Annotated in this window: 23 protein-coding genes and 1 tRNA gene; 13 read left to right on the top strand and 11 right to left on the bottom strand. The window is 62.4% G+C overall.

All coding sequences use genetic code 11. The annotated features are described in order from the left end of the window. Window positions 1–2: 2 nt before the first annotated feature. On the top strand, window positions 3–290 hold the full coding sequence (locus NKJ94_RS02330) for an ArsR/SmtB family transcription factor (RefSeq protein ID WP_352522794.1): 288 nt from the start codon (window positions 3–5) through the stop codon (window positions 288–290). 42 nt (window positions 291–332) lie between these two features. Here NKJ94_RS02330 and NKJ94_RS02325 read toward each other — a convergent pair whose 3' ends face one another. Together NKJ94_RS02325 and NKJ94_RS02320 are read right to left on the bottom strand one after the other, a co-directional pair. Continuing rightward, window positions 333–989 (bottom strand): glutathione S-transferase family protein, encoded by a 657-nt coding sequence (locus NKJ94_RS02325; protein WP_352522793.1) that lies wholly within the window; start codon window positions 987–989, stop codon window positions 333–335. A gap of 61 nt (window positions 990–1,050) precedes the next feature. Further along, window positions 1,051–1,893, bottom strand: coding sequence for an alpha/beta fold hydrolase (locus NKJ94_RS02320; protein ID WP_352522792.1), 843 nt, complete (start codon window positions 1,891–1,893; stop codon window positions 1,051–1,053). Between the two features lie 97 nt (window positions 1,894–1,990). Here NKJ94_RS02320 and NKJ94_RS02315 point away from each other — a divergent pair, with 97 nt between their 5' ends. The 3 genes from NKJ94_RS02315 to NKJ94_RS02305 all read left to right on the top strand — a co-directional run bounded on the left by NKJ94_RS02315 (window position 1,991) and on the right by NKJ94_RS02305 (window position 3,355). Next, entirely contained in the window at window positions 1,991–2,515 is a 525-nt protein-coding gene (locus NKJ94_RS02315) for a winged helix-turn-helix transcriptional regulator (RefSeq protein WP_352522791.1), read from the top strand. Between the two features lie 77 nt (window positions 2,516–2,592). Beyond that, window positions 2,593–2,823 (top strand): hypothetical protein, encoded by a 231-nt coding sequence (locus tag NKJ94_RS02310; RefSeq protein WP_023678501.1) that lies wholly within the window; start codon window positions 2,593–2,595, stop codon window positions 2,821–2,823. 100 nt (window positions 2,824–2,923) lie between these two features. Beyond that, entirely contained in the window at window positions 2,924–3,355 is a 432-nt protein-coding gene (locus NKJ94_RS02305) for a GlcG/HbpS family heme-binding protein (protein WP_352522790.1), read from the top strand. A gap of 10 nt (window positions 3,356–3,365) precedes the next feature. Here NKJ94_RS02305 and NKJ94_RS02300 read toward each other — a convergent pair whose 3' ends face one another. The 3 genes from NKJ94_RS02300 to NKJ94_RS02290 form a co-directional block, all read right to left on the bottom strand. Continuing rightward, window positions 3,366–3,767, bottom strand: coding sequence for a hypothetical protein (locus tag NKJ94_RS02300; protein ID WP_352522789.1), 402 nt, complete (start codon window positions 3,765–3,767; stop codon window positions 3,366–3,368). Between the two features lie 197 nt (window positions 3,768–3,964). Then, window positions 3,965–4,147, bottom strand: coding sequence for a 50S ribosomal protein L32 (gene rpmF, locus NKJ94_RS02295; protein WP_006203806.1), 183 nt, complete (start codon window positions 4,145–4,147; stop codon window positions 3,965–3,967). A 139-nt stretch (window positions 4,148–4,286) separates the two neighbouring features. Beyond that, complete coding sequence (locus NKJ94_RS02290; RefSeq protein ID WP_352522788.1) at window positions 4,287–5,045, bottom strand: transglycosylase domain-containing protein; 759 nt, start codon at window positions 5,043–5,045, stop codon at window positions 4,287–4,289. Window positions 5,046–5,123: 78 nt separating this feature from the next. Between NKJ94_RS02290 and NKJ94_RS02285 the strand changes: the two genes are divergently transcribed. After that, the gene (locus tag NKJ94_RS02285; RefSeq protein WP_352522787.1) at window positions 5,124–6,041 is read left to right on the top strand and encodes a polyprenyl synthetase family protein; all 918 of its coding nucleotides are present in this window, start codon (window positions 5,124–5,126) and stop codon (window positions 6,039–6,041) included. 282 nt (window positions 6,042–6,323) lie between these two features. On the opposite strand, the gene NKJ94_RS02280 is transcribed toward NKJ94_RS02285, so the two are convergent. The 3 genes from NKJ94_RS02280 to tkt all read right to left on the bottom strand — a co-directional run bounded on the left by NKJ94_RS02280 (window position 6,324) and on the right by tkt (window position 11,602). Next, window positions 6,324–8,213, bottom strand: coding sequence for a potassium/proton antiporter (locus tag NKJ94_RS02280; protein WP_352522786.1), 1,890 nt, complete (start codon window positions 8,211–8,213; stop codon window positions 6,324–6,326). Window positions 8,214–8,441: 228 nt separating this feature from the next. Beyond that, window positions 8,442–9,452: a type I glyceraldehyde-3-phosphate dehydrogenase gene (gene gap / locus NKJ94_RS02275; protein ID WP_352522785.1), complete on the bottom strand. Its 1,011-nt coding sequence runs from the start codon at window positions 9,450–9,452 to the stop codon at window positions 8,442–8,444. A gap of 158 nt (window positions 9,453–9,610) precedes the next feature. Beyond that, complete coding sequence (tkt, locus tag NKJ94_RS02270; protein WP_352522784.1) at window positions 9,611–11,602, bottom strand: transketolase; 1,992 nt, start codon at window positions 11,600–11,602, stop codon at window positions 9,611–9,613. A gap of 260 nt (window positions 11,603–11,862) precedes the next feature. Between tkt and NKJ94_RS02265 the strand changes: the two genes are divergently transcribed. The 4 genes from NKJ94_RS02265 (at window position 11,863) to NKJ94_RS02250 (ending at window position 14,359) form a co-directional block, all read left to right on the top strand. Further along, entirely contained in the window at window positions 11,863–12,135 is a 273-nt protein-coding gene (locus tag NKJ94_RS02265; RefSeq protein WP_006200774.1) for a DUF4164 domain-containing protein, read from the top strand. Between the two features lie 4 nt (window positions 12,136–12,139). Further along, complete coding sequence (locus NKJ94_RS02260; RefSeq protein WP_254816554.1) at window positions 12,140–12,505, top strand: cell division protein ZapA; 366 nt, start codon at window positions 12,140–12,142, stop codon at window positions 12,503–12,505. 174 nt (window positions 12,506–12,679) lie between these two features. Further along, complete coding sequence (locus tag NKJ94_RS02255; protein WP_352522783.1) at window positions 12,680–13,336, top strand: peroxiredoxin; 657 nt, start codon at window positions 12,680–12,682, stop codon at window positions 13,334–13,336. 150 nt (window positions 13,337–13,486) lie between these two features. Continuing rightward, window positions 13,487–14,359: an MBL fold metallo-hydrolase gene (locus tag NKJ94_RS02250; RefSeq protein ID WP_352522782.1), complete on the top strand. Its 873-nt coding sequence runs from the start codon at window positions 13,487–13,489 to the stop codon at window positions 14,357–14,359. A 183-nt stretch (window positions 14,360–14,542) separates the two neighbouring features. Here the strand turns inward: NKJ94_RS02250 and NKJ94_RS02245 are convergent, their stop codons facing one another. After that, window positions 14,543–14,950, bottom strand: coding sequence for a hypothetical protein (locus NKJ94_RS02245; RefSeq protein ID WP_352522781.1), 408 nt, complete (start codon window positions 14,948–14,950; stop codon window positions 14,543–14,545). A gap of 534 nt (window positions 14,951–15,484) precedes the next feature. Here NKJ94_RS02245 and NKJ94_RS02240 point away from each other — a divergent pair. After that, window positions 15,485–15,613 (top strand): DUF2274 domain-containing protein, encoded by a 129-nt coding sequence (locus NKJ94_RS02240; protein WP_352523063.1) that lies wholly within the window; start codon window positions 15,485–15,487, stop codon window positions 15,611–15,613. A 54-nt stretch (window positions 15,614–15,667) separates the two neighbouring features. Here NKJ94_RS02240 and rpoH read toward each other — a convergent pair whose 3' ends face one another. Beyond that, window positions 15,668–16,579 (bottom strand): RNA polymerase sigma factor RpoH, encoded by a 912-nt coding sequence (gene rpoH / locus NKJ94_RS02235; protein WP_023720954.1) that lies wholly within the window; start codon window positions 16,577–16,579, stop codon window positions 15,668–15,670. 187 nt (window positions 16,580–16,766) lie between these two features. Beyond that, window positions 16,767–17,807 carry an RluA family pseudouridine synthase gene (locus NKJ94_RS02230; RefSeq protein WP_352522780.1) on the bottom strand — a complete coding sequence of 347 codons (1,041 nt, stop codon included), beginning with the start codon at window positions 17,805–17,807 and terminating at the stop codon, window positions 16,767–16,769. 26 nt (window positions 17,808–17,833) lie between these two features. Here NKJ94_RS02230 and NKJ94_RS02225 point away from each other — a divergent pair, with 26 nt between their 5' ends. From NKJ94_RS02225 to NKJ94_RS02215, 3 genes are all read left to right on the top strand, one after another. After that, window positions 17,834–18,217, top strand: coding sequence for a fimbrial protein (locus NKJ94_RS02225; RefSeq protein ID WP_352522779.1), 384 nt, complete (start codon window positions 17,834–17,836; stop codon window positions 18,215–18,217). After that, window positions 18,214–18,621: a VOC family protein gene (locus NKJ94_RS02220; protein ID WP_352522778.1), complete on the top strand. Its 408-nt coding sequence runs from the start codon at window positions 18,214–18,216 to the stop codon at window positions 18,619–18,621. Before NKJ94_RS02225 ends, NKJ94_RS02220 begins: the two co-directional genes overlap by 4 nt. 90 nt (window positions 18,622–18,711) lie before the next feature. Beyond that, a tRNA-Glu gene (locus NKJ94_RS02215) sits at window positions 18,712–18,786 on the top strand. Window positions 18,787–18,858 lie beyond the last annotated feature (72 nt).

Below are 18,858 nucleotides of genomic sequence, written 5' to 3'. Positions count from 1 at the left end.
GCATGATGCTTTCCGACGCCTTCATGGCGATTGCCGATCCCAACCGGCGCTATCTCTTGGAAGAGCTCCGGCGCGGACCGAAGACCGTCAACGAACTGGCCTCCGGCTTGCCGGTGTCCCGTCCGGCCGTTTCGCAGCACCTGAAGGTGCTGCTTGATGCCGGGCTGGTCAACGCCAAGCCGGAAGGCACCAGGCGCGTCTATACGGTCAGCAATGCCGGCTTTCTGAAGCTCAACATCTGGCTCGACCAGTTCTGGGATGCGGAGCAGCTCGGTACACCCGGAAGCTGAGAGGTGTCGTCAGCGCGTCGAGCAGCTCATGCAGCATCGGGCCTAGCCATTGTTGTAGGGGAAGAGCTTGAAATAAGGCTGCGCTTCCTCGATCACACGGGCAACCGACGGGCGCCGCAACAACCGGTCGTGATAGCGTCTCACCGCGGGATATCTGTCGCCGAACGGCTCGACCTTGTTGGCGTAGAACAGCGCCGGGGCGGCGGCGCAATCGGCCATGGTGAAGCTCGTGCCCACCGCCCATGTCCGCGACTGCATGTCCTGTTCGATGATGGCGTAGGAGCTGCGCAGTTGGGCGCGTGCCTCCTCGACGCCGAACGGATCGGTCTTGCCTTCCGGCCGCAGGCGGTCGACGACGATCTTCTGCATCGGTTCCTGGACGTAGAAGTCATAGAAGCGGTCGGCAAGCCGGGTCTGGCGGGCGAGATCGACATCGGCGGGGATCAGCTCGACCGGTCCGGGATAATACGCGTTGAGATATTCGATGACGATCGTCGATTCCGGCACGGTCCGGCCCAGCGCATCATCGCGCAGCACCGGCATCTTGCCGGCCGGCCATAATTTCAGGAACGCGGCGCGCGACTGTTCATTGCCGAGGTCGACGACGACCGATGTGAATGGCGTGCCGTTCTCATAGAGCGCGATCAGTGGCTTCCAGCAGAAGGAGGCCAGCGGATGAAAATGCATCGTCAGGGACATTGTTTTTGCTCGTTCCTTTGGTGGTTCGTCTCGCGGACATCCGATGTCCGGGTTCGGCCCGCTATTTACTGCCTTGGCTGTGGGTGACGATGGCATCGACGATCGCGGCCCAATCATCGGGATGCAGCTCGTGGCCGCCGCCCTCGATCCGGACCAGCCTTGCGCCGGCGACCGCGTCGGCCAGAGCAGCGCCATGCTCGACCGGAAAGATCGGATCGTCGGTGCCGTGGACAACGAGGAGCGGGGTCTTCATATCGCGCAGCCGCCCCTTCCAGTCCTGCCCGCCGCCCTTGAGCATGAAATGATTGGTCGCGCTTAGAAAACCACCGGACCGGTCGTAATCCTGTTCGACGAAAGCCCGCGTTCGCTGCTCGTCGAAGGTATGCGCGGTGCCGGCGAGCGCACGCGCGTCTTTGACGATGAAATCGATCGCCTGGCGGCGGTCCGACCAGTCGACCTTCGCGCCCTCGGCCGAATGCATCCTATAGGCCTCGGTGGTTCCGGGCAGATGCGACGTATCGATGCCTAAGGGCGAGCTGCTGATCACCGTAAGCGAAATGACACGCGACGGGTATTTCAACGCAGCGAGCTGCGCGATCATGCCGCCCATCGACATGCCGACCACATGCGCCTTTCGGATTCCATGGTCGTCAAGGACGCGGATGGCATCGCCTGCCATGTCGTCGAATGTATAAGGCGGCTCGCCCGGTGCGTATTTGGTCGAACGGCCGGTATCGCGATTGTCGTAGCGGATCACGAAGCGACCTTCGCCGGCCAGCTTCCGGCAAAACGCTTCCGGCCACCAAAGCATGGAAGCCATGGCGCCCATGATCAACAGTACCGCCGGATGTGCCGGATCGCCGAATGTCTGGGACACGATTTCGGGTTGTTTCGCATTTCTCACGGCTTTCCTCCTTGCGCTCCGAATCCGATTGCATTTTGCAATCAGTTGCACGATATTAAAACCGATACGATAATGCAACCGGTTTTTGGAGATTCGCATGAACATCGATCGCCGGTCCGGATGCCCGATCAACCTGTCGCTCGAAGTGTTCGGCGACCGGTGGAGCCTGATCATCCTTCGCGACATCATCTTCGGCGGCAGACGCCACTTTCGCGAGTTGCTCAACGGCTCGGTGGAGGGCATTGCCTCCAACATCCTCGCCGACCGGCTGAAGCGGCTGATGGAGCTCGGTATGCTGACCAAGGCGGACGATCCCTCCCACAAGCAGAAGGCGATCTACAGCCTGACTGAAATGGCGATTACGCTGGTGCCGATCCTGGCGCATCTCGGCGCCTGGGGCCGCGTCTGGCTGCCGGTTAGCGACGAGCTCTCGATCCGTGCCGAGCTTCTGGAAAAAGGCGGCCCGCCGATGTGGGAGCAGTTCATGAACGAGCTGCGCCACGAGCATCTGGGCACGTCTCCCGCGCCATCTGGACCCACCGTCCGTGCGACCTTGCAGGCCGGATACGATGCGGTGATCGCCCGCAAGGCGCAGCGAGTTGGCTGCGATCCGGCGCCGTGATCAACTTATTTTCCCAATTAAGGGCTGGCTCTGCTATCAAGGGGGCTGAAAATAATTCACGGGATTGGATAACGCTCTTGGTCGAGAACTCTAAGGATACTGCCCGTGCGCGGGCCGATTTGCGTTTCAAGAAACAGGAAGAGGCAGCTACGGTTCGCCAGAAGGCGATGGCGGAATATGTCGCCGAGAGCGACGCTCGCCAGGCCAAAACCAACAAGCTGCGGGCGCTGCGCCTCGCCAAGGAAGCGGAAGACCTGGCCAATGCGCCTCCGGCCCCGGTGAAGAAGCCTCGCGCCAAGAAGAAGTAGGCCCGGCGCTCCCCAGAACGCATAGCTTCCTTTCGTACGCGAAACAGTTTCACTGGGATCTGTTCTGCCGGTCGATGACTGATGCGTTTAGGAGACTGCCATGACCGAACTGACGCTCGATAAAGCCATTGAGATCATCGATGCTGCCTTCGCCAGGGGTGCTGAGCTCAAGCTCAGGCCGCTGGGCGTCTCGGTGCTCGATGCCGGCGCCCATCTGGTCGCGTTCCAGCGTCAGGACGGCGCCTCGTTCCTGCGTCCGCAAATGTCGGCCGGCAAGGCCTATGGCGCGCTCGCTATCGGCATGGGCTCGCGCCGGGTGGAAGCCTTCGCCAAGGAGCGCCCCCATCTGATCGCCGGCGTTTCCGACGTGTCGGGCGGGCGCGTCCTGCCGGTCGTCGGTGGCGTGCTGATCCGCGACAAAGCCGGCGCTGTCATCGGCGCCGTCGGGATTTCCGGCGACACGTCGGACAATGACGAGGCAGCTGCCATCGCCGGCATTGAGGCGGCCGGCTTCAGCGCCGATCCAGGCTGAGCCAAGGCTTTTAATTCATGTTGATGTCGCGGCTGGCCGACCGCATCGACACCGAAAAGCCGGCCAGCACGTCGATCAGTGCTATAACCATCAGCGTGAAGAAGACGGTATGGGCGGCGCCCTTCACCAGCAGGAACTCGACCAGATACGCCACGAAAACGAAGGTCGACAAAAGGTGGTCCATGATCGAGGCGTTCGTTGTTCGCGTCGACTTCACCACTTCGACGAACAAGAAGATCAGTGCGATCAACACGATGAGATCGCCGAGGGTCATCGAGAACACCCCGCCCGACATCATCCGGACCGAAAACATTTCGGTCGCCCACGGATCGTCGCCGCTGCCGAATATTCCCAGAAGCCCGAGATTGTAGAGGATGAAAGGCACGATCAGCAGCGGAATGGCACCGAACATGTGGCGGCTCCGGTTGGACTGATCTTTGTAGAATGCCCGCGGCGTTCGCCGTCAAGAATTTTCGTGCGGCCCGCAAACACGGACAAAGACGGCGTGAAACAACAATGTCAGCCCCCGGCCGATATGATCAGTGGTCACAAACGCAAAAAGCCCGGCCAGTGGCCGGTCTTTGCAATCATAAACCGTCGAAAGCTCTCTCAGCTTTCCTTCGGCTCCAGAACCTGGCGACCGCGATACATACCGGTCTTCAGGTCGATATGGTGCGGACGGCGCATCTCGCCGGAGTTCTTGTCCTCGACATATGTCGGGGCCTTCAGTGCGTCGGCCGAACGGCGCATGCCACGCTTCGACGGAGAGGTTTTTCGTTTCGGAACGGCCATGGATATGCTCCACTACATGGTCAAAACGCCCCCGCTGCCCTCGTGAAAGGGCCACATCAGGGGCCGGAATCTGAGAAAGTCGGGTGCCTATACACGCCTGACGGCGTTTTGGCCAGCGTCGCCGTGATTTTTTTTGACACTATCGCAGGCAACCGACATAGGCGCCGGCCCGGCCCGCGCGCCGTTCGATCAACGCGGCAAGCCGCCTCAGTCCCGGCCCGGGCTTCGCCGGATTGCGCGCGATCGGGTTCGGCAAGGCGACTGCAAGCAGTGCTGCCTGCCGGCGCGACAGCTGTTTTGCTGAGACGCCGAAATGGTGCTGGGCGGCGGCCTCGATGCCGTAGATGCCCGGCCCCCATTCGGCGATGTTGAGGTAGATCTCCATGATCCGCCGTTTCGACAGCACCGCATCGAAATAGACGGCCAGCGGCAGTTCGACGACCTTACGGACCGAGCCCAGGGGCCGCGACCATAGATAAAGGTTCTTTACCGTCTGCATGGTGATGGTCGAGGCGCCACGCGTCATCTCGCCGGCGAGCGCATCGTCGACGACGCCGCGCAACTCGCCTAGATCGACGCCGCGATGGAAACAGAACTGCCCGTCCTCCGACATGATGACCGAATATGCCAGCACCGGCGCGACATCGTCGATAGAAACCCAGCGCCGATCGTAGCCCGAAAACGTCGCCAGGTCCTTCAGCATCAATGTCGACACCGGATGCACGAATGACGGCAGGTACAGGAAGGTCAGCACCACCGGCACCAGCGCCAGCACGGTGGCGACGGCGATGCCGCGCCGGACCCAGCGTTGAAGACCGATGCGGCTGCCGCGTCTCGGTCTCGCCATGTCCAACCCTTCGGTTTCGTGATCGACGATCGGTTCCGCCAAACTACCCAATCCGCGCTACTCCCTGCCCCGGCATAATGGCGCTTGGCTTCTTGCGCAACGTCTGAGTGTCGGCTACCGCTCCCGGCCATGACGAAAGACGACCAAATGGCGTTCGAGGCCGCACTTATTGCCCGGGCAGCTCCGCTCGAGGTGCTGCTGAGACAGCTGCTCGACGGACGCACGCTTTCAGGCGAGATCGCGCGGCCCGAACGCCTGATGACGGCAATGCGACATGGCGTGCTGAACGGCGGCAAACGACTGCGTCCCTTCCTGGTTATGGAAAGTGCTGCACTGTTTTCAGCCGACGGCGAGCCGGCGCTGCGCGTCGCGGCGGCGCTCGAATGCGTGCATTGCTATTCGCTGATCCATGACGATCTGCCGGCCATGGACGACGATGATTTGCGCCGTGGCCAGCCGACGGTGCACAGGGCTTTCGATGAGGCGACCGCCATTCTTGCCGGCGACGCCTTGCTGACGCTTGCCTTCGACATCCTTGCCGACGAGGCGACAATGCTGCCGGCCGAGCGCAGGGCAGCGCTGGTGCTGGCACTGGCCCGCGCCGCAGGGGCGGGCAGCATGGTCGGCGGCCAGATGCTCGATCTTGAGGCCGAACAAAGCCGGCCGGACGAGGCTGGCATCATCCGGCTTCAGGCGATGAAGACCGGTGCGCTGATCCGCTTTGCCTGCGAAGCGGGCGCCATCCTTGCCGGCGCGCCGTCGGGCGACCGCGAAAGGCTGGCCGAGTTCGGCTCTGCGATCGGGCTTGCCTTTCAGCTTGCCGACGATCTGCTCGACCTGACCGCCGACGCGCATCAGATGGGCAAGGCAACCGGCAAGGATGCCGCGGCCGGCAAGGCGACGCTGGTCGCGCTGCACGGACCGGACTGGGCGCGGGACCAACTCCAGGGCCTCGTCGACCAGGCTCATGCGCTGCTCGAGCCCTATGGCGAACACGCCGCGCTTCTGAAGCAAGCAGCGAAATTCGTGGCGGCCCGCAACAATTAGAGCTGCTCCCTGTGGCGCGCCGTGAGCCACGGAGAATTGGCGACTGTTAGGCCAAATGCCTTAGCGCAGCCGGCCGATCGGGATGATTTCCGGCGATGTCGGACCATATGGCTCGCCACGCCAGTCGAGTAAGTGATGACGCCGGCAGCGGGATCGCGCCGGAAATCATTCCACGCTCTTATCGTACCCAGCTCGGGATGCCTCAGCTCCCGTTCGGACCGTTCCGGCATCCACTCGAGCCATTCTTCGGCGGCAGGGTTCCGCGGCTCGGGTCGACAGCGGTCAGCCTTCGCCAGTTGTCTTTTCCACCACCGGCTGCGGAACCGGTTCCGGCTCGGCCGCCGCCTCGTCCGCCTGCGCTTCGGCCGGCTTGCGCCGGTTGCGGATGAAGGCGGCGATGCGGTCGCGGATTTCGCCGGCGCTGAGGAACACCGGAACGCGCGCCACCGGCGCGGTCGGCTCGAAGGACAGGCCAAGGCCGGTGATCCTGCCCTTGTCGTCGACGTCGCGGACGATCAGCTCGATCGGGCCGAGCAGCACGCGGTCGGCATATTCGGCGTGGCGGCCGAGTCGCGCCGTGACCAGATCGCCAATGGTGAGCTTGCGTTCCGCCTCGGTCAGGCCCGGCGCGTAGGCGGTCTCCAGTTCCTCGGCGGAGCGTGACGGATCGACGGCGAAGGCGCCGAAGAAATCCGCGTCCTCGGGATCGACCACGGCACGGCTGGCGAACAGCTTGTCGAGCAAGCGCGGATAGCGGTCCGGCACGAAGATGTAGACGTGGTCGCCGGCCGCCAGCCGGCCCATGTCCTGGAAGCGCATCGAGCGTCCGTCGCGCAGCACCAGCGACGGCCGCGCCCAGCGCGGAATGCGTTCGCCGCGCGCCACCGGGCTGCCGGGTGCCACGCGGTAGGCGAGAAGCTCGTGATGGGCGGAGCCCGGGAGTTCCAATTCGACCTTGTCGAGCGGTCCCAGGCGGGCCGGCACGATCAGGCCGAGGCGGCGCGCCAGCGGTCCGACGGTCCATCCCTGGATGACCAGCGAGACCAGCACGATGATGAAGGCGGTGTTGAAGATGAGGCGGCCGTTCTCCAGGCCGCCGAGCAGCGGCGTGATGGCAAGCAGGATCGACACGGCGCCACGCAGGCCCACCCAGGAGACAAAGGCGACTTCCGGGCGCGGCAGACGGAACGGCATCAGGCAGAGCCAGACGGCGATTGGCCGTGCCACAAATATCAGGAACAGGCCGAGCAGCACCGCCGGCACCAGGATCGCCGGAAATTGCGAAGGCGTCGCGAACAGGCCGAGGATCAGGAACATGATGATCTGCGCCAGCCACGACATGCCGTCCTGGAAGCGCTTGAGAATAGTGACGGCGCGGATATCGGAATTGCCGGCAATCAGGCCTGCGAGATAAACTGCCAGGAAGCCGGAGCCGCCGACGGCGCCGGCGGCAGCGAACACCATCAGCGACAGCGTCAGCACGAAGATCGGCAGCAGGCCGTGATCGAGATTGAGGCGATCGACAAGGCGCACGATGGCCATGCCGCCGAGAATGCCGATGACAGCGCCGAGCCCCATGTTGACAAGGAAACCGACGGCAAGATCGGTGACCAGCACCTTGGCCTCGGGGTGGGTGTTGGCGGCGATGACCTCGACCAGCGTGATGGTCAGGAAGATGGCGATCGGGTCATTGGTGCCGGATTCCACCTCGAGGGTGGAACGTACGCGCTCGCGCAAATTGATCTCGCCGGCGCGCAGCAGGAAGAACACCGCCGCGGCGTCGGTCGAGGCGACGGCGGCACCGAGCAGGAAGGATTCCAGCCATGTCAGGTCGAGCAAATAATAGGCGGCGGCGCCGAACAGGCCAGTGGTCAAAAGGACACCGAAGGTCGCCAGCGACAGCGCCGGCCCGGCCGCCTGTCGCAAGGCGTTGAGCGGCGTGCCGAAGCCGGAATCGAAGAGGATGACCGCCAGTGCCAATGAGCCGGCAAAATAAGCAAACCGGGCATTGTCGAAGTGGATGCCGAGACCGTCGGTTCCGGTGGCGAGGCCGATGCAGAGAAACAGCAGCAGGAGAGGGGCGCCGAAGCGGAAGGCGATCAGGCTCGAAAACGCGGCGGCAACGACAAGCGCTGCGCCAACCAGCGTCACGAGATAGATCCCATGCTCCATTCGTTGATCGCCCCCTCTAATCGGTATGCCTCCGGCATCACGGGAGAGTGGGGCGAAGACATGGCCGCTGCAAGGCGGCGACGTGGTTTTTTGCCCTATGCCGCTGATTTGCGGACGGTTGGCGCATCTCGCGCTCCTGGCACGGGAGCCTGCTTCCGACGATCGCGTTACAACGAAAAACGCCCGGACGGAGCCGGGCGTTTCAAAATCGAGAAGACGATTCTGCGATCAGGCGATGGTCTTGCCGAAGGCGACGGCGGTATCCCCCATGCGGTTGGAGAAGCCCCACTCATTGTCGTACCAGGACAGCACCGAAACGAAGTTGCCGTCCATGACCTTGGTCTGGTCGAGCGCCACGATCGAGGAATGCGGATCGTGGTTGAAGTCGATCGAAACATTGGGGTGACGGGTGACGGCGAGGATGCCCTTCAGTTTGCCGTTCGAAGCGGCGATTACCGCGTCGTTGATTTCCTGGACGGTGGTCGGCCGCTTGGCGATGAACTTGAAATCGACGAGCGAGACGTTCGGGGTCGGCACGCGGATGGAGATGCCGTCGAGCTTGCCCTTGAGCTCGGGCAGTACCAGGCCGATGGCCTTGGCGGCGCCAGTCGAGGTCGGGATCTGCGACAGCGCCGCGGCGCGGGCGCGGTAGAGGTCCTTGTGCATGGTGTCCAGCGTCGGCTGGTCGCCAGTGTAGGAATGGATCGTCGTCATCATGCCCTTCTCGATGCCGACGGCCTCATTCAGCACGGCCGCCAGCGGCGCCAGACAGTTGGTGGTGCAGGAGGCGTTCGAAATGACGATGTGGTCCTTGGTCAGCTTGTCGTGATTGATGCCATAGACGACGGTCAGATCGGCACCCTCCGCTGGGGCGGAGACGAGAACGCGTTTAGCGCCGGCCGTGAGATGGGCGGCGGCCTTGTCGCGGGCGGTGAAGATGCCGGTGCATTCGAGCGCGATGTCGATGCCGAGTTCCTTCCACGGCAGTTGCGTCGGATCCTTGATCGCGGTGACCTTGAATTTTTCCTTGCCGACGATGATCTGGTCGCCGTCCACCGTCACCTCATGCGGAAAGCGGCCATGCACGCTGTCGAAGCGCAGCAGATGCGCATTGGTTTCGACCGGGCCGAGATCGTTGACGGCGACGACGTCGATATCCTTGCGGCCAGATTCGTGGATGGCGCGCAGGATATTGCGGCCGATGCGGCCGAATCCGTTGATGGCAACTCTGACGGTCATTGTTCTCTCCCTGGGAGTTGGAGGCCGAAGATCAAGTCCGCAGCTTCATAACGGCGGACGGGCAAAGAATCCAGCCGCCGAGGCTCGGATTTAAATCGATTAGTGCTCCACCGGCCGGCAAAACCGCTATGCCAGCCTTTGCCGGTCGGGGCTCACTTTCATTTGCGGTGCAGGCAGGCTTCCGCCGCCTGCACCGTTGCTTCGGCGGTAATGCCGAAATGCGGATAGAGCTGTTCGATGGTGCCGGAGGCGCCGAAGCCGGTCATGCCGATGAAGATGCCGTCGGTGCCGATGAAGTGATCCCAGCCCTGGCGGATGCCGGCTTCGATGGCAATCTTGAGCGGCGCATTGCCGATCGTTCTGCTGCGATAGTCGGCGCTCTGCTTATCGAACAATTCGAAGCACGGCACCGAGACGACGCGGGTCGCATGGCCGTGCTTTTCCAACGCCTCGCGGGCGGCCAGCGCGATCTCGACCTCGGAGCCCGAAGCGAAGATCGTCACCGCGGCTTCACCGCTGGCGGCGGCAAGTTCATAGGCGCCGCGGCTGCTGAGGTTTTCCGCAACGAAGTCGTTGCGTACCGTCGGCAGGTTCTGCCGGGTCAGCGCCAATGTCGAAGGCGTCTTTTCCGACTCAATGGCCAACTGCCAGCATTCCGCGGTTTCGACCGCGTCGGCCGGGCGGAAGACATTGTGGTTCGGGATGGCGCGAAGTGCTGCCAGATGCTCGACCGGCTGATGGGTCGGGCCGTCTTCGCCAAGGCCGATCGAATCATGGGTCATGACGAAGATCGAGCGGATGCCCATCAACGAGGCAAGCCGCATCGCCGGACGGGCATAATCGGAAAAGCACATGAAAGTGCCGCCATAGGCGATAATGCCGCCATGCAGCGTCAGCCCGTTGAGCGCGGCCGCCATGCCGTGCTCACGAATGCCGTAGTGGACATAGCGCTGGCCATAATCGTCGGCAGTGATGTTCTTGGTCTGGCTGGTCTTGGTGTTGTTGGAGCCGGTCAAATCGGCCGAGCCTCCGATGGTTTCGGGCACGGCGCCATTGATGACCTCCAACGCCATTTCCGACGATTTGCGGGTGGCGACCTTTGGCTTGTCGGCGGCGAGCTTCTTCTTGTAATCGCCAATGACAGCGTCGAAGTTGGCCGGCAGCATGCCACTGGTGCGGCGTTCGAACTCGCCGCGCAATTTGGCATCGGCCTTGGCAAGGCGGCTTTCCCAGTCGGTGCGTGCCTTGACGCCGGTCTGGCCGGCGGTACGCCATGCGTCGAGGATATCGGCCGGAACCTCGAAGGGAGGATAATCCCAGCCGAAGAATTTTCTGGCGCCGGCGATTTCCTCGGCGCCGAGCGGCGAGCCGTGCGCCTTGTTGGTGCCGGCCTTGGTCGGCGCGCCGAAGCCGATGGTCGTCTTGCAGGCGATCATCGTCGGCTTGTCGGAGTGGCGGGCCGCTTCGATGGCGTAAGCGATCGCTTCCGGGTCCTGGCCGTCGATATGGCTGGCATTCCAGCCGGATGCCTGGAAGCGGGCGACCTGATCGGTGTTGTCGGCCAGCGATACCGGGCCGTCGATCGAGATGTTGTTGTTGTCCCAGAAGACGATCAGCTTGTTCAGCTTCAGATGCCCGGCAAGCGCGATAGCTTCCTGGGACACGCCTTCCATCAGGCAGCCGTCACCGGCCAGCACATAGGTGTAGTGGTCGACGAGGTCGTTGCCGAAAGCGGCATTCATGATGCGCTCGCCGAGCGCGAAGCCGACCGAATTGGCGAGACCCTGGCCGAGTGGGCCGGTCGTCGTCTCGATGCCGGCGGCATGGCCATATTCCGGGTGGCCCGCGGTCCTCGATCCCAATTGGCGGAACTGCTTGATCTGGTCGATGGTGATGTCTTCGTAGCCGGTCAGATAGAGTAGCGAGTAAAGCAGCATCGAGCCGTGGCCGGCCGACAGGATGAAGCGGTCGCGGTCCGGCCAATGCGGGTTCTTCGGATCGTATTTCAGAAAGCGCGTGAACAGCACAGTGGCGATGTCGGCGCAGCCCATGGGCAGCCCGGGGTGGCCGGAATTTGCCTTCTCGACGGCGTCCATGGCGAGAAAACGGATCGCATTGGCCATCCGGTCATGTTGTTCGCGCGAGGTCATGCTTCCTCCAAAATGGGGGTTTGGGGCCTTGGGAGAGCCCTTGAAAAGGGTGCGCGACACATAGCAGGCGCGGCCTTTTAGTCAACAAATCGGTGTGCTTTTGCCGGTCTTGTGATGGCCATGCGCCAGTACATTAGCGTTAGCAGGGGACAGTCGCGACAGCTTTATTGACGTGCGGTTCACACGGCGCGTAATGTTTCAGGGATAACGCGTTCTGAACGTGAATGATTCGGTGATGGGCAGGGCGCAGGACGAAAGCCATGACCGGGGAAACGACCCTCAAGGAAGTCATTGCCAGGCTGGGTAAGGCTATCGAAGGGCTGGAAAACGCCGTCGCGGCCAAGCTCGAGCATGAGCGAGACTATTCGGAAGCCGAGGCCGAAGTGCAGCGGATGAACGCCGACCGCTCGCGGCTGGCGCAGGAACTCGACAATTCCGAGGCCCGCGCCGAACGGCTGGAAGATGCCAACAAGGAAGTGTCGCGAAGGCTGGTGACAGCCATGGAAACCATCCGCGCGGTACTGGACAGGTAGGCAAATGGCACAAGTCACGGTTTCCATCGACGGCAAGCAGTATCGGATGGCCTGCGACGAGGGCCAGGAAGAGCATCTGATCGACCTCGCCGAGCGCTTCGACCGCTATGTCTCGCATCTGAAAGATTCTTTTGGCGAGATCGGCGACCAGCGGCTGACCGTGATGGCCGGCATCATGGTCATGGACGAGCTTTCGGAACTGCAAAAGCGGGTCAAGGGCATGGAAAGCGAAGTGCTGACGCTGCGCAAGACGCGCGACGACGCACTGACCAAGGCCGACAAGAACGATTCCGTGCTGACCGGGGCGCTCGGCGCGCTGGCCCAGCGCATGGAAGACCTGGCGACGACGCTGGCAGTGAACAAGGCCTGAGCCAGCGCAGCAAAAATTCCTGCTGCATTTGCCGAGAAGCAATGAAAATATTTCGCCGCCGGCCTTGATGCCGGCGCAACAGGCGTTTGAAGGATGACGCCGGAGTGATAGAAAGGCAAAAGCAGCGCCGGTCAACGCCGGCTGCGATCTGCACTCACAGGGTAGGGACACGCCATGAGCCTTCGTATCAACGATATCGCACCGGACTTCACCGCTGAGACCACGCAAGGACCAATCAGCTTCCATGAATGGATCGGCGACGGCTGGGCGGTATTGTTCAGCCATCCGAAGAACTTTACGCCGGTTTGCACGACCGAACTCGGCACAATGGCCGGGCTCGAAGGCGAGTTCAGGAAGCGCAACGTCAAGATCATCGGCATCTCGGTCGATCCCGTCGAAAGCCATGGAAAGTGGCAGAACGACATCAAGACCGCGACCGGCCATTCGGTGAACTACCCGCTGATCGGCGACAAGGATCTCAAGGTCGCCAAGCTTTACGAGATGCTGCCGGCGGGTGCCGGCGAGAGCTCGGAAGGCCGCACGCCCGCCGACAATGCCACGGTGCGTTCGGTCTACGTCATCGGACCCGACAAGAAGATCAAGCTGGTTCTCACCTACCCGATGACGACGGGCCGCAACTTCGACGAAATTCTGCGCGCCATCGATTCCATGCAGCTGACCGCCAAGCACCAGGTGGCGACGCCGGCGAACTGGAAGCAGGGCGAGGACGTCATCATCACCGCTGCCGTCTCGAATGAGGATGCCATCAAGCGCTTCGGCGCCTACGAGACAATCCTGCCATATCTCAGGAAAACCAAGCAGCCTTCCTGAGCAGGCAGAGGCGGCACGGAGAATTTTCGGTTTTCTTGGCCGTATGAGCATGGGATGCTTGACGGCGCCTGGTTGACGGACAACCATGCCTTTCATTTGCCGTGGCAGAGAAAGTCATTCCTGCCACGGTGAGGATCAAGGGGGCTGGGATTGGACGCATTATCGGCCAGGTCGCAGGTCACCGGCTTCTATGACAAGCTGAGCGGGTCCGTCCAGTATGTGGTCGCCGACATGGCGACGCGCCGATGCGCCATCGTCGATCCGGTGCTCGACTTCGACGAAAGGTCCGGTGCAACGTCGACGAAAAACGCCGACGCCCTGCTCGACTTCGTCAGGGAAAGCGGACTGGAGGTCGAGTGGATCCTCGACACACATCCGCATGCCGACCATTTCTCCGCCGCCCACTATCTGAGGGGGAGAACCGGAGCGCCGACGGCAATCGGCGAAAAGGTCGTCGACGTCCAGAAATTGTGGAAGGTGATCTACAACTGGCCGGAATTCCCCGCCGACGGTTCGCAATGGGACAGGCTGTTCGCCGACGGCGCTACATTTTCGGTCGGCGGCCTTCCGGCACGGGTGTTGTTTTCGCCGGGCCACACGCTGGCCTCGATCACTTACGTCATCGGCGACGCCGCCTTCATCCACGACACGCTGTTCATGCCGGACAGCGGTACAGCAAGGACGGATTTTCCCGGCGGCAGCGCCCAGCGGCTTTGGCGCTCGATCCAGGACATCCTCGCCCTGCCGGACGAGACACGTCTGTTCGTCGGTCACGACTACCAGCCGGGCGGCCGCGAAGCGCGGTGGGAAAGCACGGTCGCGGAGCAGAAAGCTGGCAACATCCATTTTGCCGCCTGCAAGATGGAAGCCGACTTCGTCGCGCTCCGCGAGGCCCGCGACAGAACATTGCCAATGCCGCGGCTGATCCTGCACGCGCTCCAGGTCAACATGGACGGCGGACGTTTGCCGGAACCGGAATCCAACGGGCGCCGGTATTTGAAGTTTCCGTTGGATTGCCTGTGATGAGATGGATCGCTGGCGCCACAACTCTATTGCAAACTCGGCGCCGCCGCTCATCGCCCTGCGATGGTCACCTAAGTATTGATCCTGATCGATTTTTGCGACGTTTGAATCCGATAGGTCCCGTACGGGAAGACGGTGGCGGCAGCCGGATGAGGAGCGGCGCAGACGCCAGCCAGTCCAGCGTCAGGGTTTTGTTCGGCGGGCTAGATGTTCATACGTGATTTGCCAAGGCTCGCTCTCGGAAGATCTTTCCTCGCCGATCCAATGGAAGCTGTTGTCAGTGATCTCCGTGAAACGCCATCGAGTTTTCAGACCGCGCGAGTCATTGCCGAGCTGGACAATATCCTTGCCCTCGGCCCGGCCGATCTGGCGCGAGTGATCTCGGTTGAGCGGGTCGTTCCATATGATGTGCCAGCCATCGATCCCAGGATCGAAGATGCGCAAAGTCGTGCCATACATCGTGGACGGCGCAGGGCGCTTGGGCCTGAACCAAACGTCCTGAATCGCGCGGCCTTCGAGCACCCAGCCAAAATGGCATTCTCCATTCCATTTCTGGATTGTGCCGTCGTCGAGGTAGTGGACCGAGTCCATTTCCCAACTTCCGATTAGCCATCCATACAGGTCCATGTCTTTCGCTCGGTCGGCTGGGGGACCTTCGGATCCGAGAGCGGTGAGAAACGGAGAAATCGTCATCGTCATACCGCCTTTCGTTTCCAAACAGACGAGCTCAACTGCCCAGCGCAGCCCGGCGGCCCATTGTCGCGCCCGCCCGCCGCAAGCGCCGCGTCGTGGAATTTTGCGACGGCAGCCCGTGTCGGCGCCGGAACATTGCCGCCACAACTTGCAGCGTTGCGGTTTCCAGGGCTTGGGGAAAATTGCTATAATGCCGCTGTGAATGAGATCGTTTGCGAACGCGATAGCGAGCGGACCCGCCGGCATCTTTGGTGAAGCGGTAGCGCGTCCCATGGAGCGGGCAAATAACCGACACTGCCGCCCAGTCTATCAACGCCTTTGACCGTGGAACCGCAGCGATCACGTCGATCTCAACCAGCATGCCTTCGAGGGCCAACGCAGACACAGGTATGAGAGTATTCGCCGGCTTCCTGTCGCCCCAGAGCCGGCCAGCTGGTCACACCGATGATTGAGCGGTTTATGGCGACGGATCGGGCGTTCGTGAAGGCGCGGCGGAACCGGCAACCCCAGCTAGATATGGCACCAAGGGACAGTTCTCCCGGCAGTCGGAGGACCCATTAAAAACGGCGGCGCCAGTTACCTGACGCCGCCGTTATTTGTTTCTATCGGAAGGCCTTACGCCGCCGGCTGCGCCTCAATGGTGCGCAGCGCCTGCATCTGGCGCTTGGCCGCGGCCTTGACCGCGTCCTGCACCTTCTCGAAGGCGCGCACCTCGATCTGGCGCACGCGCTCGCGGCTGATATCGAATTCGGCCGACAGCTCTTCCAGCGTCAACGGCTCATCGGCGAGGCGGCGCGCCTCGAAGATGCGGCGTTCGCGGTCGTTGAGCACGGCAAGAGCGCCGGACAGCATGCCGCGCCGGTTTTCCAGCTCGTCCTGCTCGATCAGCATCTCTTCCTGGCTTTCGTGGTCGTCGACCAGCCAGTCCTGCCATTCGCCGGACTCGCCTTCACTGGCCCGGATGGGCGCATTGAGCGAGGCGTCGCCCGACAGGCGGCGGTTCATCGACACGACTTCCGCTTCCGAGACGTTCAGCCGGGTGGCGATCTCGGTGATCTGGTCGGGCTTCAAATCGCCTTCGTCGAGCGCCTGGATCTTGCCCTTCACCTTGCGCAGGTTGAAGAACAGCCGCTTCTGGTTGGCGGTGGTGCCCATCTTGACCAGGCTCCACGAGCGCAGGATGTATTCCTGGATCGAGGCCTTGATCCACCACATGGCATAGGTGGCCAGACGGAAGCCGCGCTCCGGTTCGAATTTCTTGACGGCCTGCATCAGGCCGACATTGCCTTCCGAGATCACCTCGCCGATCGGCAGGCCGTAGCCGCGATAGCCCATGGCGATCTTGGCGACGAGCCGAAGGTGGCTGGTGACGAGCTTGTGCGCAGCCGTGGTGTCCTCATGCTCGGCGTAGCGCTTGGCGAGCATGTACTCTTCCTGCGGCTGAAGCATCGGAAAGCGGCGGATTTCTTCCAGGTAGCGGCTGAGACCGCCTTCGCCGGAAACGATACTGGGTAATGACTGGGCCATGACAGCGCCCCCTCTCTACTGGAGTGATGCCCCCGAAACGCGGCGGGCATGTGGCACGAATGCCAAAGGCACATTCGCGCCAACCGACATATATAGGAACAAAACCAGAAAGACAGGCATTTGTTCAACACGAAACAGTGTGTCACGCTGAAGTGAACAACGCCGGTCAGGTTTTCAGGTGGTTGGTTCAGAGCTTGCGGAAGCCGTCGACGAGTTCCTCCATGTCCCACGGTATCGGTGCTTCGAACCTCATCGTTAGATGGGTATCGGCATGGCGAAATGCAAGGAGGCGGGCGTGCAAAGCTTGTCGCGGAAACGCCTTTACCTTGCTCCTTAGCGGCTCGGGCAACCGATTGGCCTTGGTGCGGAAAGCCTGGCCGTATTCGGGGTCGCCGATCACCGGATGGCCGATATGGGCCATGTGGACGCGTATCTGGTGGGTGCGACCGGTCTCCAGCCGGCATTCGACCAGGCTCGCCGTGGCGAATTCCTGCTGCTGCTCGCCAAAGCGCTCGACGACGGTGAAATGCGTTATGGCATGGCGCGCATCGTCGCGGCCTTGCGGCACTACGGCACGGCGTACCCGGTCGGCGGCGCGGCCGAGCGGCGCGTCGACCGTCCCGGTCGGCCTTGCCGGTATGCCCCAGACCAACGCCAGATAGGCGCGCTCGAGATTGCCGGTCAGGCCGTGGTCGGCAAAGGCCTCCGACAACGCCTTGTGGGCGCGGTCGGTCTTGGCGACGACCATGACGCCGCTGGTCTCCTTGTCGAGGCGGTGGACGATGCCCGGCCGTCTCACGCCGCCGATGCCGGACAGGCTGTCGCCGCAATGATGGATCAGCGCGTTGACCAGCGTACCGGTCCAGTTGCCGGCCCCGGGATGTACGACCAGCCCGGCCGGCTTGTTGATGACGATCAGCGCGTTGTCCTCGTAGAGGACGTCCAGCGCAATATCTTCGCCTTGCGGCGCCGCCGGTTCAGGCTCCGGCATGTCGACCGACACGCTGTCACCTTGTGCCATCTTGCGCTTCGTCTCTTCGACCTGCCTGCCGCCGATCCTGACCGCGCCCTGCTTTATCAGCATCTGCACCCGGCTGCGCGACATGTCGGGGCCGAGCTTGGCCGCCAGCCATTGGTCGAGCCGCTGGCCGGCGGCATCGGCGCCCGCCTCCAGCACGATCGGTCCGGCCCCTATTAATTGTCTGACCTCTTCGCTATGAGCGCTCATCGAAAACAGTTCCGGAATCTGCTGCCATGGCCCGGCCGCTTGCCGACGAAGACGAGGAAAAGCCGCTCGACCCCGAGGTCGAAAAGGTGCGGAGGAAGCTCGTCCGCTTCGTCGCCATCAATCTCGGCCTGCTGTTCCTCGCCCTTATGGTGGTGATCGCGGCGCTTGTCTACAAAGCGCGCAACGCGCCGCCTGTCGCCCCGCCGCTGACGAGCGACGTCCAGGTCCCGGCCGGCGAGCCGGTCAGCGGCGACATCGTGCTGCCGGTCGGCGCCAAGGTGATCAGTCAGTCGCTTTCCGGCAATCGCCTCTCGATCGATGCCGAGCTTGCCGACGGCAGCCGTGCCATTTTCGTTTATGATATTACCGAACGCCGCATCGTCGGCCGTTTTTCGATCAGGAACAGATGACCGGTTTTGCCGAAAACCGCAGCATTGCCACGGTCGCGCTCGTCGTCGCAAACTATGACGAGGCGATCTCGTGGTATGTCGACCGGCTGGGTTTTGTCATCGCCGAAGATGTCGACCTCGGCGGCGGCAAACGCTGGGTCACGATCACGCCGGGCAACGGGCAGGGTGCGCGGTTGCTTCTGGCAGAAGCATCCGGCGATGCGCAAGGGGGCGTCGTCGGCAACCAGACCGGCGGCCGGGTCTTTTTGTTCCTCGAAACCGACAATTTTGCCCGCGACCATGCGCTGATGCTCGAAAAGGACGTCGAATTCCGCGAGGCGCCACGCCATGAAGCCTATGGCACTGTAGCGGTCTTCGCCGATCTCTATGGAAATCTCTGGGACCTGATCGAGCCAAAACGCTAGGCTTGCAGCAGATATTTCGCCGGTGCGATCGGCAGCCCGAAGGCTAGTTGCTTTTTCCCGGCCGTCAGCCTATATCGCCGGTTCTTGAACGCGCCCATCGTCTAGCGGTCAGGACACCGCCCTCTCACGGCGGGAACAGGGGTTCGATTCCCCTTGGGCGTACCACCTTCATCTAATTTCCCTTTTCTTTCAGAGCCTTGCGGCGGTGAATGTCCAACTTTTCTACGGGGTTGGACA

Origin of the sequence: Mesorhizobium sp. M0060, from assembly GCF_040323155.1 — a bacterium.
Taxonomy (GTDB): domain Bacteria; phylum Pseudomonadota; class Alphaproteobacteria; order Rhizobiales; family Rhizobiaceae; genus Mesorhizobium.
This window is presented reverse-complemented; position numbering and strand designations above follow the sequence as displayed.